Consider the following 16,919-nt stretch of genomic DNA (forward strand, 5'->3'; position numbering starts at 1 on the left):
ACTCGTCGCGGCGCCTTGCTTGACGGCAACAGTCACTCGCCAAAAGTGAAGCGTATTGGTGAAGCAAGGCACACATGTTAAAAAGACACCGGATTGTGTCGGAAAAGTCGTGACAGCGATGGATTTGCCACTAATCTGATGCCTTATATGCACAAGCCTGGATATTCCAGGCTTCGTGCTATCAGATGCTTCAAAGTTTTTTGCGTGGCTGTCTTTTTTCACTGGATACCTGATATTCGATGCGCAGTCCTTACTGGTTGTTTCTCGTCTTGCTCTTGCTGCTGGCCGGTCTGCAGTACCGCCTGTGGGTGGGCAATGGCAGTCTGGCGCAAGTCGCCGAACTGAATCAGCAGATTGCTGATCAACACGCCGAGAACGAAGCCTTGCTGGAGCGCAATCGGGTGATGGACGCTGAAGTCAGCGAGTTGAAGAAAGGTATGGAGACCGTTGAAGAACGGGCTCGTCACGAACTGGGCATGGTCAAGGACGGCGAAACCCTTTACCAGTTGGCCCAATGATCGATTCTCTGCCGGCCTTCTGGGCCGTGATTCCTGCCGCGGGCGTCGGTGCCCGTATGGCCGCGGACCGTCCCAAGCAATACCTGCAACTGGGCGGGCGCACCATTCTTGAACACAGCCTCGGCTGTTTCCTCGATCACCCGAGCCTCAAGGGCCTGGTGGTCAGTCTTGCCGTTGATGATCCTTATTGGCCGAACTTGGCCAGCGCCAGCGATCCGCGAATTCAACGGGTCGACGGTGGTGCCGAACGTTCCGGCTCCGTGCTCAACGCCTTGCTGCATTTGCACGCGCAAGGTGCTGATGACGAGGACTGGGTGTTGGTGCACGATGCGGCGCGGCCGAACCTGAGCCGTGACGATCTCGACAAATTGCTCGCTGAGCTGGCGAACGATCCGGTCGGTGGTTTGCTGGCTGTGCCGGCGAAGGACACCCTGAAACGGGTCGACAAGCACGGTCGTGTGGTGGAAACCGTGGATCGCAGCGTGATCTGGCAGGCCTACACGCCGCAGATGTTTCGCCTGGGTGCCTTGCACCGGGCACTGGCGGACAGTCTGGTGGCCGATGCGCTGATCACCGATGAAGCCTCGGCGATGGAGTGGGCCGGCATGGCGCCGCGTCTGATCGAGGGCCGTGCGGATAACCTGAAAGTCACCCGTCCGGAAGACTTGGAATGGTTGCGCCAGCGCTGGGCCAACCGTCGTTAAATCCGGTACTCCGGCCGCTCGGCCAAACCTTCCTTGAGAAAATCCACCAGTTTGCGCACCTTCGGCGACAAGTGCCGCTGCTGCGGATACAGCGCCCACACCGCCGTATTCGGCGGTTGATGCGCTTCCAGCAAAGAGATCAACGCGCCGCTGTGCAGATGTTCCAGCACGTAATAGTCCGGCAATTGACACAGTCCGACACCTTGTAGCGCCGCATCCAGCACCGCTTGCCCACTGTTGCAGCGCCAGTTTCCCTGCACCCGCTGGGAAAATTCCCGCCCGTTCTGTTCAAGTTGCCAGATGTCCGAGCTGCCGATCAGGCAATTGTGTCGACTCAGTTCCGACAAGCTGTGTGGCCGACCATACCGTTCGAGGTAGGACGGCGATGCGCAGAGGTACATGCGCCGTGGGGCCAGTCGAGTTGCTACCAGGCGGGAATCCTGAAGGCGCCCGAGGCGGATCGCCAGGTCCAGGCCTTCGTGCACCAGGTCGAGTTGGCGGTTGGTCAGTTCGATATCAATGCGCAGTTGCGGGTAATACCCCATGAACCGGGTCACCAGCGGCACGATGAAGCGCTCGCCATAAGCCACGGCGCAGGTCATGCGCAGCATGCCTTTGGGTTCGCTGGTCAAATCACCGACTGCACGCAGCGCCTCTTCGCGACCATCCTGCAGGCGCTGGCAATGTTGCAAAAACGTCTGGCCAGCTTCGGTCAGGGTGACGCGCCGGGTGCTGCGATACAGCAGCCGCGTCTGCAAACGCTCTTCCAGCCGTACGATTTGTCGACTGATGTGCGAGGAAGAAACGCCCAGGCGTTCGGCAGCGGCGGTGAACTGGCTGCATTCGGCTACGGCGACGAACTCGTCGATGCCTTCCCAGCGGTTTTCGGACATGGGGATTATCCCTGTATGGCAATAATGTTTTGCTTTTGTCCGGATTATTCATCAAGCAGCGCTGGACTACACTCCCTGTCTGGTTTTTATTCAATGGATTCACTGGAGAGTCAGCATGATCAAGTCGCGCGCCGCCGTTGCCTTCGAGGCCAAGAAGCCGCTGGAAATCGTAGAAGTCGATGTCGCCATGCCCAAGGCCGGTGAAGTGTTGTTGCGCGTGGTGGCTTCCGGGGTTTGCCACACTGACGCCTACACCCTGTCGGGCGCTGACCCGGAAGGTATTTTCCCGTCGATCCTCGGCCATGAAGGCGGCGCAATCGTTGAAGCGATCGGCGAAGGCGTGACTTCCGTGGCCGTCGGCGACCACGTGATTCCGCTGTACACCCCGGAATGCGGCCAGTGCAAATTCTGCAAGTCGGGCAAGACCAACCTGTGTCAGGCGATTCGCGCCACTCAGGGCAAGGGCCTGATGCCGGACGGCACTTCGCGCTTTTCCTACAAGGGCCAAACGATTTTCCACTACATGGGTACTTCGACGTTCTCCGAGTACACCGTGCTGCCGGAAATCTCCGTGGCCAAGATCTCCAAGGATGCCCCGCTGGAAAAGGTCTGCCTGCTCGGTTGCGGCGTGACCACCGGTATCGGTGCGGTGATCAACACCGCCAAGGTCAAACCGGGTGACACCGTGGCGATCTTCGGTCTCGGCGGCATCGGTCTGTCGGCCGTGATTGGTGCAGTGAAGGCCAAGGCCTCGCGCATCGTCGCCATCGACATCAACCCGGCCAAATTCGAAATCGCCAAACAACTGGGTGCCACCGACTGCGTGAACCCGAAAGACTTCGATCGTCCTATCCAGGAAGTGATCGTCGACATGACCGACGGCGGCGTCGACTTCTCCTTCGAATGCATCGGCAACGTGCAACTGATGCGCGCAGCCCTCGAGTGCTGCCATAAAGGTTGGGGCGAGTCGGTGATCATCGGCGTTGCCGGTGCCGGCCAGGAAATCGCCACCCGTCCGTTCCAGCTGGTGACCGGTCGCGTCTGGCGCGGTTCGGCATTCGGCGGCGTGCGTGGCCGTACCGAATTGCCAAGCTACGTCGACATGGCGCAAAGCGGCGAGATCCCGCTGGACACTTTCATCACCCACACCATGGGGCTGGAAGACATCAACAAGGCCTTCGACCTGATGCACGAAGGCAAGAGCATCCGCACCGTCATTCATTTCTGATCAATCGCGATGCCACGGCTGCAATGCGCAGCCGTGGCTGCGTAGGAGTCCTACATGAGTCTGGAAAACATCTCCTGTCAGAAGAGTTTCGGTGGCTGGCACAAGCGCTATCGCCATCGCTCCGATGTGCTGGGCTGCGACATGGTGTTCGCCGTGTATCTGCCGCCGCAGGCAGAGCAGGGCGGCAAACTGCCGGTGCTGTACTGGCTGTCGGGCCTGACCTGCACGGACGAAAACTTCATGCAGAAGGCCGGTGCCATGCGCATGGCGGCCGAGCTGGGGTTGATCATTGTGGCACCGGACACCAGCCCTCGTGGCTCCGACGTTCCGGGGGATCCGGATGGCGCGTGGGATTTCGGTCTGGGCGCCGGGTTCTATCTGAATGCCACGCAGGAGCCGTGGTCGCGGCACTATCGGATGCATGACTACGTCGTGCAGGAATTGCCTTCACTGGTTGAAGCGCATTTCCCGGCCTCGGACAAACGCAGCATCAGCGGCCATTCCATGGGCGGTCACGGCGCATTGGTTTGTGCATTGCGCAATCCGGGGCGTTACCAGTCGGTGTCGGCGTTTTCGCCGATCAACAACCCTATGGATTGCCCGTGGGGGCAAAAGGCGTTCTCCCGCTATCTGGGCGAAGACCGTTCGAAGTGGCGCGAGTGGGATGCCTGTGCACTGATTGCCGAGGCGGACGAGAAACTGCCACTGCTGGCCGATCAGGGTGATCGCGACGACTTCCTCGCCACCCAGCTCAAACCGGAAGCGCTGCAACAAGCGGCAAAACAGGCGGGGCATCCGCTGACGTTGCGCCTGCAACCGGGTTATGACCACAGCTATTTCTTCATTGCGAGCTTCATTGACGACCACTTGCAGCATCACGCGCGCGCCCTCAAGGGCTAATGCAGGTAGAATCACGCCCTGACAAAAATCGGGGCGTTTTTTTATGCGTATTGGCCACGGCTATGATGTGCACCGTTTCGCTGAAGGCGATTTCATTACTCTGGGCGGCGTGCGAATCGCACACGGCTTCGGGCTGCTCGCCCACTCCGACGGTGACGTCCTGCTGCACGCCTTGAGCGATGCCTTGCTCGGCGCGGCTGCGTTAGGTGACATTGGCAAACACTTCCCGGACACCGACCCGCAATTCAAGGGCGCCGACAGCCGTGTGCTGTTGCGTCATGTGGTCAGTCTGATCCACGCCAAAGGCTGGAAGGTCGGCAACGTCGACAACACCATCGTTGCCCAGGCCCCGAAAATGGCCCCCCATATCGAATCGATGCGCGCGCTGATTGCCGCGGATCTGCAAGTAGAACTGGATCTAGTGAACGTAAAAGCCACCACCACCGAGAAGCTTGGCTTCGTCGGTCGCGAAGAAGGCATCGCCGTGCATTCCGTTGCCTTGTTGTTGCGCGCATGAACGAACTGCAACTGCTGGGCCCGCGGGCCTATGGCGACGCCCTTGGCACCGCGGTACTGAAAGCCATCGCCGAAGATTTCCAGGTCGATGAAGTCCTCGACATTCCGTTCAGCGGTGACGGCGAGCACCTGTGGATCTGGGTGGAAAAGCGCGGTCTGAACACCGAGGAAGCGGCTCGACGCATTGCCAAGGCCGCCGGTGTGCCGCTGCGCACGGTCAGCTATGCCGGCCTGAAAGACCGTCAGGCGCTGACGCGCCAGTGGTTCAGCGTGCAATTGCCGGGCAAGGCCGACCCGGATCTGTCGGCGGCGGAAAACGACACGCTGAAGATCCTCAAAACCACCCGCCACAAACGCAAGCTGCAACGCGGCGCGCATTCGGCCAACGGTTTCACCTTGCGCCTGACCCAGTTCAATGGCGACAAGGCCGCCATTGACGAGCGCCTGCAACAGATTGCCAAACAAGGTATCCCGAACTACTTCGGCGCCCAGCGTTTCGGCCATGACGGCGGCAATGTGGTCGACGCTCGTTCATGGGCAGCGCGCAAGGCTTTGCCGGAGCAGCGCAATGTGCGTTCGCGCCTGCTGTCGACCGCCCGCAGTTTTCTGTTCAACCAGGTGCTGGCGGCGCGTGTTGCCGATGGCACCTGGCAGCGCGCCCAGGTCGGCGATCTGCTGGCGTTCACCGACAGCCGCAGCTTTTTCCCGGCGGGTGTTGCCGAATGCAGCGACCCGCGCCTGGCGATTCTCGACCTGCATCCGACCGGCCCGCAGTGGGGCGAAGGTGACTCACCGGCCGCCGGCGCTGTCCATGATCTGGAGCAGGCAATTGCCGCACGCGAGGCGGATCTGCGCGATTGGTTGATTAATGCCGGTATGAGCCACGAACGTCGTATCCTGCGGCTGCCCATTGGCGGGTTGACGTGGCATTATCCCGAGCCTGACATTCTGCAACTGGAATTCGTCCTCCCGGCCGGATGCTTCGCCACCGTATTGGTGCGCGAACTCGTTGATCTGGTGCCGGTGGGGCAGACGGACAGCCCATGCGTATTCTGATTTCAAACGACGATGGGGTAACCGCACCCGGTCTCGCCGCGCTTTATGCTGCGCTGGCGGATTACACCGAATGCGTGGTTATCGCCCCGGAGCAGGACAAGAGCGGCGCCAGCAGTTCGCTGACGCTGGATCGTCCGCTGCACCCGCAATACCTGGCCAATGGCTTCATCAGCCTAAACGGTACGCCGACCGACTGCATACATCTGGGACTCAACGGCCTGCTGGAGCGCCAGCCGGACATGGTGGTCTCGGGCATCAACCTCGGCGCCAACCTGGGCGACGACGTGCTGTATTCCGGAACGGTGGCGGCAGCCCTCGAGGGCCGTTTTCTCGAGCGACCGTCGTTTGCCTTCTCGCTGGTTTCCCGGCAGGTGGACAATCTGCCCACGGCCGCCCACTTTGCGCACAAACTGATCGAGGCCCACGCCGGGCTCGATCTGCCACCGCGTACGGTATTGAACGTGAACATTCCCAACCTGCCGATCGATCACATTCGTGGCATTCAGTTGACGCGCCTGGGGCATCGCGCCCGTGCGGCAGCGCCGATGAAAGTGGTCGATCCCCGTGGCAAGGCCGGTTACTGGATCGCCGCCGCCGGCGATGCAGAGGACGGCGGGCCGGGCACCGATTTCCACGCGGTGATGCAGGGCTACGTTTCCATCACTCCGTTGCAGCTCGATCGCACCTTCAATGATGCTTTCAGAAGTCTCGACGGCTGGCTGGAGGGGCTCAACTGATGGCTCGTGAACACGACGACCGGTTGCGCAGTGGTATCGGGATGACCTCCCAGCGCACCCGTGAACGCCTGATTCAGCGACTGTATGAAGAAGGCTTGTCCAACGCGAACGTGCTGGAAGTGATCCGCCGCACGCCGCGTCATCTCTTCGTCGACGAAGCGCTGGCGCACCGTGCTTATGAAGACACCGCGCTGCCGATCGGCCACAACCAGACCATCTCCCAGCCTTATATGGTCGCGCGCATGAGCGAGCTGCTGCTCGAGGCGGGGCCGCTGGACAAGGTGCTGGAGATCGGCACCGGTTCCGGTTACCAGACCGCTGTGTTGTCGCAACTGGTCGAGCGGGTGTTCTCGGTGGAGCGCATCAAGGTGCTGCAGGACCGGGCCAAGGAACGACTGGTCGAGCTCAACCTGCGTAACGTGGTGTTCCGCTGGGGTGATGGCTGGGAAGGCTGGCCGGCGCTGGCGCCGTACAACGGCATCATCGTCACCGCAGTGGCGACCGATGTGCCGCAGGCGCTGCTCGATCAACTGGCACCGGGCGGGCGGATGGTCATCCCGGTCGGCTCGGGCGAAGTTCAGCAATTGATGTTGATCGTGCGCGAAGAAAACGGCTTTTCCCGACACGTCCTCGGGGCGGTGCGTTTTGTGCCATTGCTCAACGGGCCTCTGGCCTGAGCATTTGTTTTTCGGCGCTGAATTCCTTGCGAGTGCACCTGTCTTACACCGGCACCGATTGTTTAAACAGAATTCATCGTCCATGAGCAAACGTGTGCGCCGAGCGATAACGCTTCATTAAAGGTAAAGCCGCATTCGCCCGTTATACTTGCGACGTTACAGGCCGAAATCGGCATTCCACATTTTTCAGCCACCACAAAGGGAGCGGCGGGTGAGTCTCACAGTCATTGCGCAGCGTATGGGTAACACGAGCTTTCAGCGCCTGGTGACTGGCCTTGTCTTGAGCACCTTGCTGGTCGGTTGCTCCAGCACCAAATCGAACAACGTTCGGGTCGTCGATCGCAACAACGCGGTCGCCCAGCGTCCTACAGTGACGACCGGACAGTATGTAGTCCGTCCGGGTGACACGATGTTTTCCATCGCGTTTCGCTACGGCTGGGACTATAAAGCCCTCGCTGCCCGGAACAATATTCCTACGCCGTACACGATCCACCCGGGTCAGACGATTCGCTTTGATGGGCGCCCGGGTTCAACGTCGACTGCGGTGGCCAGCAGCAGTGGTTCGGCACCGTCTTCGTCGAGCAAAACCACGATAATCCGGCGCCAGGCGAATGGCACGACGACCACCACAACCACCGGTTCCGGGGCCGCTTCGACGACGGTTGTACCGTCCGTCGCCAACAAGCCGGCACCGGCTCCATTGCCTCCACCGGGCCCAGCCCCGACCGGCTGGGGATGGCCATCTAATGGCATTCTGATTGGTAAATTCTCTTCAAACGGTAGTTTGAATAAAGGAATTGATATCGCCGGAGATTTGGGACAGCCTGTTTTAGCTGCGTCTGATGGGACTGTGGTTTACGCCGGGAGTGGCTTAAGGGGCTACGGCGAATTAGTCATCATCAAACACAGCGAAACCTACGTCAGTGCTTACGGACACAACCGTCGGCTGTTGGTACGGGAGGGGCAGCAGGTCAAAGTCGGACAGACAATTGCCGAAATGGGGTCAACGGGTACAGACCGGGTGAAACTGCATTTTGAGATTCGCCGACAAGGTAAACCTGTAGATCCGCTGCAGTTCCTGCCAAGACGTTGATTTGCAGACCAGCCTGTTCTTTCACGTAGAGGGGACAGGCTCCAGCGTTGCCAAGGATAAAGGCGCCGCTTGAGCTTGGGGTCGAACTCACCAAAGGACTATAACAATGGCTCTCAGTAAAGAAGTGCCGGAGTTTGACATCGACGATGAGGTTCTCCTGATGGAGACCGGCATCGATTCGGATTCGATGTCGAATGATGAAGGGGCTGCTCCACCTTCCGTTCGTGCCAAATCCAAACACTCCGCTTCACTTAAACAACACAAGTACATCGACTACACCCGGGCACTCGATGCCACGCAGCTGTACCTCAACGAAATCGGCTTTTCCCCATTGCTCTCCCCGGAGGAAGAAGTTCATTTTGCGCGTCTGTCGCAAAGTGGCGACCCCGCCGGGCGCAAGCGCATGATTGAAAGTAACCTGCGGCTGGTGGTCAAGATCGCCCGGCGTTACGTCAACCGGGGGCTGTCGCTGCTGGATCTGATCGAAGAGGGCAACCTCGGGCTGATCCGGGCGGTGGAAAAGTTCGATCCCGAGCGCGGCTTCCGCTTCTCGACCTACGCGACCTGGTGGATCCGTCAGACCATCGAGCGCGCGATCATGAATCAAACCCGGACGATCCGGCTGCCGATTCATGTGGTCAAGGAACTCAACGTGTACCTGCGGGCGGCACGGGAGCTGACGCAAAAACTCGATCACGAACCTTCACCCGAAGAAATCGCCAACCTGCTGGAAAAACCGGTGGGCGAAGTCAAGCGCATGCTGGGCCTGAACGAGCGGGTTTCTTCGGTCGACGTCTCGCTGGGTCCGGATTCGGATAAAACCCTGCTGGACACCCTCACGGACGACCGTCCGACCGATCCATGCGAACTGCTGCAGGATGACGATCTGTCGCAGAGCATCGATCAATGGCTCTCGGAGCTGACCGACAAGCAACGCGAGGTGGTGGTACGCCGCTTCGGTCTGCGCGGTCACGAGAGCAGCACGCTGGAAGATGTAGGCCTGGAGATCGGCCTGACCCGGGAACGGGTGAGACAGATCCAGGTGGAAGGCCTCAAGCGCCTGCGGGAAATCCTTGAGAAAAACGGCCTGTCGAGCGAGTCGCTGTTCCAGTAAGCGTTCTGCATGACCGCCAACAAAAAGCCCCGACCGTTCGGGGCTTTTTGTTGGCCGGCTCTGGCGAGCGGCCTGGAACCTGACGATCGGTCGTCATTTCCCGGGTTTGTAGTCTCGCGGTGTAAGCCCTGGCTTACTCTTTCGTAAGTGTTCGTTATTTTTACACTGCGGAAGACATCCATTGCGCTGTGGAGACGTGATCAAGTTTTTGATTTATATGAATATTTTCAAATGTTAAATGCTTATGACACGAGACTTTACCGGAACGGGCCGGTTGCCCAAACCGGGGAACTCTTTAGTATCTGGGTTGTGTCGACGGATAGACACGCCCTTCACGGAAGAGGGGAATGGACATCGCAGGACGCGATTCATCAGGACGATGAAAAGGAACACAGGGAATAGGGAAAAAATGTGGGCGGGTCAAACCGCCCCTTTTTTTTGCCTGTAGAAAAGCAAAACGCAGAAAAGCAAAAAGGCCCTCATGAGGCCTTTTGCGTGAACGCGGGGGTAATCAGCGTTCGAGGTCTTTGATCTTGCCTTTGACACCATCCCACTCTTCGGCGTCTGGCAGCGATTCTTTCTTCTCGGTGATGTTCGGCCAGATTTCGGCCAATTCAACGTTCAGCTGAATGAACTCCTGCATTTCTTCCGGAACTTCGTCCTCGGAGAAAATGGCGACGGCCGGGCATTCCGGTTCGCACAGTGCGCAGTCGATGCATTCATCCGGGTGAATCACCAGGAAGTTCGGGCCTTCGTAAAAGCAGTCCACCGGACAGACTTCTACGCAGTCGGTGTACTTGCACTTGATGCAGTTGTCGGTGACGACGAAGGTCATTTCTAATTTTCTCCTCAGGCGGCGGCAGCGTTGCCCCTTCACGGTTGGGGTCGCCAGGTTCGGGAGCGATGTCTGCCAGCCAGGCTAAATAGCCAGCAGCATCCCGAACCGCGCGAGATTCTAACAGCTTGAAGCCGTTTGCGTTATATCCGGTTCTTCAGTGCTTAGATCCGGTTCTTAAGTGCATATAACATTTCGAGTGCCCGGCGCGGTGTCACGTCATCGAGATCCAGCTTGGCCAATTCGTCCAGTACCGGGTGCGGCAGGCTGGCGAACATGTCGCTCTGTTGCGGGGCGGCCGGCTTGCCTTTGACGGCCGGCTTTGGCGCTTCATGAGGCAGCGCAGTGTCTTCCAGTCGGCTCAAGTGCTCGCGGGCTCGCGCGATCACTTCGCTGGGTACACCGGCCAGTTGCGCCACGGCCAGGCCATAGCTCTGGCTCGCCGGCCCCGGCAGGACATGGTGCAGGAACACGATACGTTCGTTGTGTTCGGTCGCGTTGAGATGCACGTTGGCAACTAGCGGCTCGGCTTCCGGCAACACGGTCAGTTCGAAATAGTGCGTGGCAAATAGAGTATAGGCGCGCAAATGCGCCAGTCGCTCGGCCGCCGCCCATGCCAGCGACAAGCCGTCGAACGTGCTGGTGCCGCGACCCACTTCGTCCATCAGCACCAGGCTGCGTTCGGTGGCGTTGTGCAGGATGTTGGCGGTTTCGCTCATTTCCACCATGAAGGTCGAGCGGCCGCCGGCCAGGTCGTCGCTGGAACCGATGCGGGTGAAAATCCGGTCCACCAGCGACAGTTCGCAGCTGGCCGCTGGCACGAAGCTGCCGATGTGCGCCAACAGCACGATCAACGCGGTCTGGCGCATATAGGTGGATTTACCGCCCATGTTCGGACCGGTGATCACCAGCATCCGGGTGTTGTCGTCCAGGCTCAGATCGTTGGCCACGAACGGTGTGGTCAGCACTTGCTCGACCACCGGATGGCGACCCTGGTTGATGCGCATGCACGGTTCGCTGACGAAGGTCGGGCAATTCAGGTCGAGATTCAGAGCACGTTCGGCGAGATTGCTCAGCACATCCAGTTCTGCCAGCGCACCAGCGGTGTCCTGCAGCGGCGGCAACTGGCTGATCAAATCTTCCAGCAACGCCTCATAGAGCATCTTCTCGCGAGCCAGGGCGCGGCTCTTGGCCGACAGTGCCTTGTCCTCGAACTCTTTCAGCTCGGGAGTAATGAAGCGCTCTGCGCCCTTCAGGGTCTGACGACGGATATAGTCCGCCGGAGCCGATTCAGCCTGCTTGCTGGGCAATTCGATGAAGTAGCCGTGAATCCGGTTGTAACCGACTTTCAGGTTGGCCAGGCCGGTACGGGCCTTTTCCCGGGCTTCCAGATCGATCAGGAATTGTCCGGCGTTTTCGCTCAGCGACTGCAGCTCGTCGAGTTCGCTGTCGTAACCGGTTTTCAGCACGCCGCCATCACGGATCACCGCCGGTGGATTGTCGATAATGGCTTTTTCCAGCAGCGCTGCCAGTTCCGGGTAGGTGCTGGTGGTGCTTGCCAGATGTTGCAGGTGCGGCGCTTCGAGGTCGGTCATCGCCACTTGCAGTTCAGGCAGGGCGCCGAGTGCGTCACGCAGACGGGCGAGGTCGCGAGGACGGGCATTGCGCAGACCGATCCGGGCGAGAATCCGCTCGATGTCACCGATCTCTTTCAACTGTGGTTGCAGTTTTTCGAAACGATAACCGTCGAGCAGGCAACGGATCGAGGTCTGGCGCGCCAGCAGCACGGTGAGATCGCGCAGTGGGCGGTTCAGCCAGCGGGTCAGCAAGCGGCTGCCCATGGCGGTCTGGCAACGGTCGACCACCGATTGCAGGGTGTTGTCGCGGCCACCGGCCAGGTTGGTGTCGAGTTCGAGGTTGCGGCGGCTGGCACCGTCCAGCACCACGGTGTCGTCCAGCCGTTCATGACGCAGGCTGCGCAGGTGGGGCAGGGCGGTACGCTGGGTTTCCTTGGCGTACGCCAGCAGGCAACCGGCAGCGCCGATGGCCAGGGTCAACGTTTCGCAGCCGAAACCTTTCAGATCCTGGGTCGAAAACTGCTGGCAGAGACTTTTCAGCGCCGAGTCGCGCTCGAAATCCCACGGTGCGCGGCGGCGAACGCCTCGGCGTTTTTCCGCCGGCAGATCCTTTGGCCAGTCATCCGGGATCAGCAGCTCGACCGGGTTGACCCGCTCAAGCTCCGCCAACAGGTTTTCCCAACCCTTGATTTCCAGCACGGTGAAGTTGCCGCTGGTGATGTCCAGTACCGCGAGGCCGAACAGGCGCTCGTCCCCCAGCACCGCCGCGATCAGGTTGTCGCGACGCTCATCCAGCAATGCCTCATCGCTGACCGTGCCCGGGGTGATGATTCGCACTACCTGACGCTCGACCGGGCCCTTGCTGGTGGCCGGGTCGCCAACCTGCTCGCAGATCACTACCGACTCGCCCAGCTTGACCAGTTTCGCCAGATAGCCTTCCGCCGCGTGATACGGAATCCCGCACATCGGAATTGCCTGCCCTGCCGACTGCCCGCGGGCGGTCAGGGTGATGTCCAGCAACTTGGCCGCCTTCTTCGCGTCTTCGTAGAAGATCTCGTAGAAGTCGCCCATGCGGTAGAACATCAGCTGGTCCGGGTGCTGATTCTTCAGGCGCCAGTACTGCTGCATCATCGGAGTGTGGGAGGACAGGTCGGAGACGGCTTTATTCATCGGATTGTCAGGTAACTCGTTGGAAGATGTGGGGCAAAAGCGGGGCGGTCGCCGGGCTTTTCCGCGATGGGCGCAAGGTTACCATGGGCGGTCTGTTGGACGCAGGCATCGCGGCCGGGTGACAGGTATATGGCGCAAAAAGCTCGACTATGCACGATTTATGCAAATCAGCATTTGTCATCCCGAAAAACTTCAAGCACTATGCGCGTTATGCAAAAACGCAACGTATCCTCCGTCTTAAGAGCACTGCTCGATCAGCACGGGATCTCCCCCACGGAGCTCCACCGTCGCACCGGCGTGCCTCAATCCACTCTCTCGCGGATTCTCAGCGGGAAGATCGTCGATCCTTCGGATAAACATATTTCGAAGATTGCCGAGTACTTCGCCGTGAGCACCGATCAGTTGCGCGGGCGCGCGGATGTCGCGCCGGTTGCCGGCGGCGGGCGCGAGGAGTTGCATTCCGAACTCAAGGACATAAGCCTGTGGGACGATGACACGCCCGTCGATGACGACGAGGTGTCCGTGCCCTTCCTTCGCGAGGTTGAATTGGCTGCTGGATCAGGAAGATTCGTCATCGAAGAGAGCGAGCGCTCCAGCCTGCGCTTTGGCAAGCGCAGCCTGCGCCATAATGGCGTGCAGTTCGACCAGGCCAAATGCGTGACCGTACGGGGCAACAGCATGTTGCCGGTGCTGCGCGACGGCGCCACGGTCGGTGTCAACGCCGGCAAGTGCGGGATCGGCGACATCATCGATGGCGACCTTTATGCGATCAACCACAACGGTCAATTGCGGGTGAAACAGCTCTACCGCCTGCCTACCGGTATCCGTCTGCGCAGCTTCAATCGCGACGAGCATCCGGACGAGGACTACAGCTTCCAGGATATGCAGGACGAGCAGATCGTCATCCTCGGTCACGTCTTCTGGTGGGGCATGTACGCCCGATAACGATCCCTCTCTCAGATAGAACCCGCCCACGGCGGGTTTTTTTTCGCCCCTAGAAAACCGGACAACCCTTGATTGGCGGGGGTTTCATGCATCCGCGCATTTCTCATGCATAAATAAATGCATTTACGCATTGACTGTATATGCATCCATGCATATTCTTGCCACCAAGCCGCTCGACAAAGCGGCTGGCAACAACAGCTCTTTAGTTCCACAAGAACAGGCAGCGATGAACCGGCCTCAACGGTTCAGAGGGTTGGCAACTGACCCGGGTGTGCAGCGTAAAGCACCAGAAGCAGTTATCCGGCGGGCAGGGACCGCGGTCGGAAAAACAATTTGAATGGACTCGTACCGCGCCAGTAGCGCCGAAAAGTCAGCTTCCTTCACACGTACACAGGATTGAAGGAAGGCGAAGGAGCGCATTACTGAAAAGCCCGGCGGACTGCCGGGCTTTTTGGAATGCCTACCTGACGCAGGCCGCTTCACCGAAGCTTCACGGCATAAACGCAGTCAGGCGGAGAATCAAAAGGATTTGCAGATGCTGAAAGACTGCCGTTGCGGCTATTGCAAACGACTGCTCGCCCGGGTGGGTGAGTACACAGAACTCCAGATCAAATGTTCCCGCTGCGGAACATTGAATCATGTGAAGGCCACGAGTCTCGAGCGATCGCCTGTGAGCGACATGAGCACAATCAAGTGCACAAGACTATCCGACTCTATAGGTAAAAAATGAAATCGATCAAAACTCATCTGGGTTCGATGCTGTTGTCCCTGACGCTGCTGGCTGCCAGCGGTTCCGCCTTTGCGGCCGAACTGGTCGTCAATGGAAGCTTTGAAACCCCCGGTTGCGCTAACGACTGCATCTTGAATACACCCGCTCAGGCTGACTTCATCAGCGGCTGGACAACGTTCCTGTCCGGTGTCGAGTACATGAACGTCCGCGCCGCCATCGGCAGTTCGGTTGCTGCCGATGGCGCAATGGCCGTTGATCTTGCCAACTATGTTTACGAAAACGGCGGCGGAATTCAGCAAAACATCAACACCGTCGTGGGCGCAAAGTATCGCCTGACTTTTAGCGCCGGTAACTCGAAGTATGTGAATCGCACCGGCAATGGTGTCATCAACGTCAAGATAGCCGGACAAACCACAAGCTTCGACACGCCTGTGGCGACAGGTGATGCAACCGTATGGGAAACCAGAAGTCTGGACTTCACCGCCACTACTTCGCAAACGACCCTGAGCTTCTGGAACGAGCAGAATCCCAATGCTCATTTCGCGTTCATTGACAAGGTCAGCGTAGTACCTCTTTAAGGGATAGCCTGCGGGCACTCCTTGAGTGCCCGCTTTCAGAGACATCGTTTGAAACCAAAATACATCACACATCAAACTTTCAAGGAGGCGTGACATGACAACCGAGCAACAAGCGTTGGCTGACATGCCGATCTGGCTGGTCATCCTCCTTGCCGTCGTGGGCGGGGTGTCCGGCGAAATGTGGCGCGCCGACAAGGAGGGCGCCCGTGGCTGGCCACTGCTTCGGCGGCTCGCCCTGCGCTCCGGCGCCTGCATGATCTGCGGCGTCTCGGCGATCATGCTGCTGTACGCCGCCGGCATGTCGATCTGGGCTGCTGGCGCGTTTGGCTGCCTGACGGCCATGGCCGGTGCCGACGTGGCCATCGGTCTGTACGAACGCTGGGCCGCCAAGCGCATTGGCGTCTGCGAAGTTCCCCCGCGCGATCCGCAGTAACCCTTTCACTTTCCTGTCTCGCTGCACGCTGTGCGGTGGGACTGCGCGTGGACATTCGAAAAGGAGGTCATGCATGCCTACACCGATCCGGCAGCCGTCGCAACTGTTCACGGCAATGGCGACAGCCTTGCGCAACAACGCCGACCTGAACGTGCAGGTCGGCAGTCAGGATGACTTCACGGCCCCCGGCGACAAGGCCTGGGTGCTGATCGACATCGAACGCAATGCACCAGGAGAACGCGCTGCCAACGGGCGTATCGCCCATGTGCTGACGCTGTCACTGCAAGTCATCCCGGCGCTTTCCGCCACGGCGTTCGCTGCCTGTGACCTGATCGCCGCCCTGAAAAACCTGATCACCGACAATCGTTGGGGCCTGCCCGGCGATCAATGCGATCTGCCGATGAATATCGATGGGCTGCCGTCACTGGCGATTCGCGCCGATCAGCCCAACAAGGCCTGGACACTGACCTTCAATCAGACCCTGTACCTGGGTCCGACCCTGCTGGACGACCCGCTCGGCACACCGAAATTCGCCCGCACCTGGGAAGTCAGCGACATCGACGATCCCGACCAATACACCACGCTGGAGGCCTGACCGATGTTCGACGCATTACTGCGTATGCAACTGGGCCCGATCATCGAACGCCTGGCGGAAATGGAGGCCGAGATCGAAGACCTGCACCGACGCGCCGAGAGTTATTGCCGCATCGGCATCTGTCAGGAGGTCGATGCGGCGAGCAACACCTGCAAGGTCAGCCACGGTGGATTGCTCACCCCGGCCATCAAGTTCTTCAACCCCAGCGCCGGCGCGCAGAGCGAGTCGCGGATCCCGACGGTGGGCGAACAATGCCTGCTGTTCAACTACGGCAGCGGCGAAAGCGGCGCGCAAAGCGTGGCGTTGTTCGGCCTGAACAGTGACCGTTTTCCACCGACCTCGACGGTGCCGACGTTGACCCGTCGCGTCCATCAGGACGGCAGCGAAAGCGGCTACGACGACGCCACTCACACGCTGCATTGGCAAAACGGTCCGGCCGCCTTCAACGGCTCCCGAGAATCGCTTGAACTGAGCATCGGCCCGGCGCGGCTGGCGATGACAGCGCAAGCGATCAACCTGCAGCTGGGCGCGGTCGGCCTGACCATCGACGCCTCGGGCGTGCACTTCAGCGGCCCGTTGGTGGATCACCAGGGTCGCGTCATCAGCCCCTGAATCAAGAG

General features: G+C 59.7%; 19 protein-coding genes. 16 read left to right on the forward strand and 3 right to left on the reverse strand.

The features are described 5' to 3' along the window. Positions 1-239: 239 nt before the first annotated feature. Together ftsB and ispD are read left to right on the forward strand one after the other, a co-directional pair. On the forward strand, positions 240-518 hold the full coding sequence (gene ftsB, locus NE357_RS05705; RefSeq protein ID WP_003222158.1) for a cell division protein FtsB: 279 nt from the start codon (positions 240-242) through the stop codon (positions 516-518). Next, positions 515-1,222 (forward strand): 2-C-methyl-D-erythritol 4-phosphate cytidylyltransferase, encoded by a 708-nt coding sequence (ispD, locus tag NE357_RS05710; protein ID WP_169429073.1) that lies wholly within the window; start codon positions 515-517, stop codon positions 1,220-1,222. The genes ftsB and ispD overlap by 4 nt, the downstream gene beginning before the upstream one ends. Here ispD and NE357_RS05715 read toward each other — a convergent pair. Then, positions 1,219-2,115 (reverse strand): LysR substrate-binding domain-containing protein, encoded by an 897-nt coding sequence (locus tag NE357_RS05715; protein WP_169429074.1) that lies wholly within the window; start codon positions 2,113-2,115, stop codon positions 1,219-1,221. The genes ispD and NE357_RS05715 overlap by 4 nt on opposite strands. Positions 2,116-2,230: 115 nt before the next feature. Between NE357_RS05715 and NE357_RS05720 the strand changes: the two genes are divergently transcribed. The 8 genes from NE357_RS05720 (at position 2,231) to rpoS (ending at position 9,436) form a co-directional block, all read left to right on the forward strand. Further along, positions 2,231-3,343: an S-(hydroxymethyl)glutathione dehydrogenase/class III alcohol dehydrogenase gene (locus tag NE357_RS05720; RefSeq protein WP_169429075.1), complete on the forward strand. Its 1,113-nt coding sequence runs from the start codon at positions 2,231-2,233 to the stop codon at positions 3,341-3,343. 54 nt (positions 3,344-3,397) lie between these two features. After that, positions 3,398-4,243, forward strand: a complete 846-nt coding sequence (gene fghA, locus NE357_RS05725; protein WP_169429076.1) for an S-formylglutathione hydrolase — start codon at positions 3,398-3,400, stop codon at positions 4,241-4,243. Between the two features lie 43 nt (positions 4,244-4,286). Continuing rightward, positions 4,287-4,760 (forward strand): 2-C-methyl-D-erythritol 2,4-cyclodiphosphate synthase, encoded by a 474-nt coding sequence (gene ispF / locus NE357_RS05730; RefSeq protein ID WP_169429077.1) that lies wholly within the window; start codon positions 4,287-4,289, stop codon positions 4,758-4,760. Continuing rightward, positions 4,757-5,815, forward strand: coding sequence for a tRNA pseudouridine(13) synthase TruD (gene truD, locus NE357_RS05735; RefSeq protein WP_134825650.1), 1,059 nt, complete (start codon positions 4,757-4,759; stop codon positions 5,813-5,815). The genes ispF and truD overlap by 4 nt, the downstream gene beginning before the upstream one ends. After that, positions 5,803-6,552: a 5'/3'-nucleotidase SurE gene (gene surE / locus NE357_RS05740; RefSeq protein WP_169429078.1), complete on the forward strand. Its 750-nt coding sequence runs from the start codon at positions 5,803-5,805 to the stop codon at positions 6,550-6,552. Before truD ends, surE begins: the two co-directional genes overlap by 13 nt. Before the next feature lie 41 nt (positions 6,553-6,593). After that, positions 6,594-7,229 (forward strand): protein-L-isoaspartate(D-aspartate) O-methyltransferase, encoded by a 636-nt coding sequence (locus tag NE357_RS05745; protein WP_169432601.1) that lies wholly within the window; start codon positions 6,594-6,596, stop codon positions 7,227-7,229. A 211-nt stretch (positions 7,230-7,440) separates the two neighbouring features. Beyond that, positions 7,441-8,322, forward strand: a complete 882-nt coding sequence (locus NE357_RS05750; RefSeq protein WP_169429079.1) for a peptidoglycan DD-metalloendopeptidase family protein — start codon at positions 7,441-7,443, stop codon at positions 8,320-8,322. Between the two features lie 106 nt (positions 8,323-8,428). Continuing rightward, a complete protein-coding gene (gene rpoS / locus NE357_RS05755; RefSeq protein ID WP_007954831.1) occupies positions 8,429-9,436 on the forward strand; it encodes an RNA polymerase sigma factor RpoS in 1,008 nt (335 codons plus the stop codon). A 511-nt stretch (positions 9,437-9,947) separates the two neighbouring features. On the opposite strand, the gene fdxA is transcribed toward rpoS, so the two are convergent. Together fdxA and mutS are read right to left on the reverse strand one after the other, a co-directional pair. After that, positions 9,948-10,271, reverse strand: a complete 324-nt coding sequence (gene fdxA, locus NE357_RS05760; RefSeq protein ID WP_007908827.1) for a ferredoxin FdxA — start codon at positions 10,269-10,271, stop codon at positions 9,948-9,950. Positions 10,272-10,435: 164 nt separating this feature from the next. Next, positions 10,436-13,018, reverse strand: coding sequence for a DNA mismatch repair protein MutS (gene mutS, locus NE357_RS05765; protein WP_169429080.1), 2,583 nt, complete (start codon positions 13,016-13,018; stop codon positions 10,436-10,438). Positions 13,019-13,228: 210 nt separating this feature from the next. Between mutS and NE357_RS05770 the strand changes: the two genes are divergently transcribed. The 6 genes from NE357_RS05770 to NE357_RS05795 all read left to right on the forward strand — a co-directional run bounded on the left by NE357_RS05770 (position 13,229) and on the right by NE357_RS05795 (position 16,911). Then, positions 13,229-13,963, forward strand: coding sequence for a LexA family transcriptional regulator (locus tag NE357_RS05770; protein ID WP_169429081.1), 735 nt, complete (start codon positions 13,229-13,231; stop codon positions 13,961-13,963). 535 nt (positions 13,964-14,498) lie between these two features. Beyond that, positions 14,499-14,693: a Com family DNA-binding transcriptional regulator gene (locus NE357_RS05775; RefSeq protein WP_169429082.1), complete on the forward strand. Its 195-nt coding sequence runs from the start codon at positions 14,499-14,501 to the stop codon at positions 14,691-14,693. After that, on the forward strand, positions 14,690-15,271 hold the full coding sequence (locus NE357_RS05780; protein WP_169429083.1) for a DUF642 domain-containing protein: 582 nt from the start codon (positions 14,690-14,692) through the stop codon (positions 15,269-15,271). The genes NE357_RS05775 and NE357_RS05780 overlap by 4 nt, the downstream gene beginning before the upstream one ends. 94 nt (positions 15,272-15,365) lie before the next feature. Further along, positions 15,366-15,704, forward strand: coding sequence for a phage holin family protein (locus NE357_RS05785; protein WP_108559842.1), 339 nt, complete (start codon positions 15,366-15,368; stop codon positions 15,702-15,704). 73 nt (positions 15,705-15,777) lie between these two features. Continuing rightward, entirely contained in the window at positions 15,778-16,299 is a 522-nt protein-coding gene (locus NE357_RS05790; protein ID WP_169429084.1) for a hypothetical protein, read from the forward strand. A gap of 3 nt (positions 16,300-16,302) precedes the next feature. Next, positions 16,303-16,911: a phage baseplate assembly protein V gene (locus tag NE357_RS05795; RefSeq protein ID WP_169429085.1), complete on the forward strand. Its 609-nt coding sequence runs from the start codon at positions 16,303-16,305 to the stop codon at positions 16,909-16,911. Positions 16,912-16,919 lie beyond the last annotated feature (8 nt).

It is taken from the genome of Pseudomonas sp. G7(2022) (assembly GCF_052660475.1).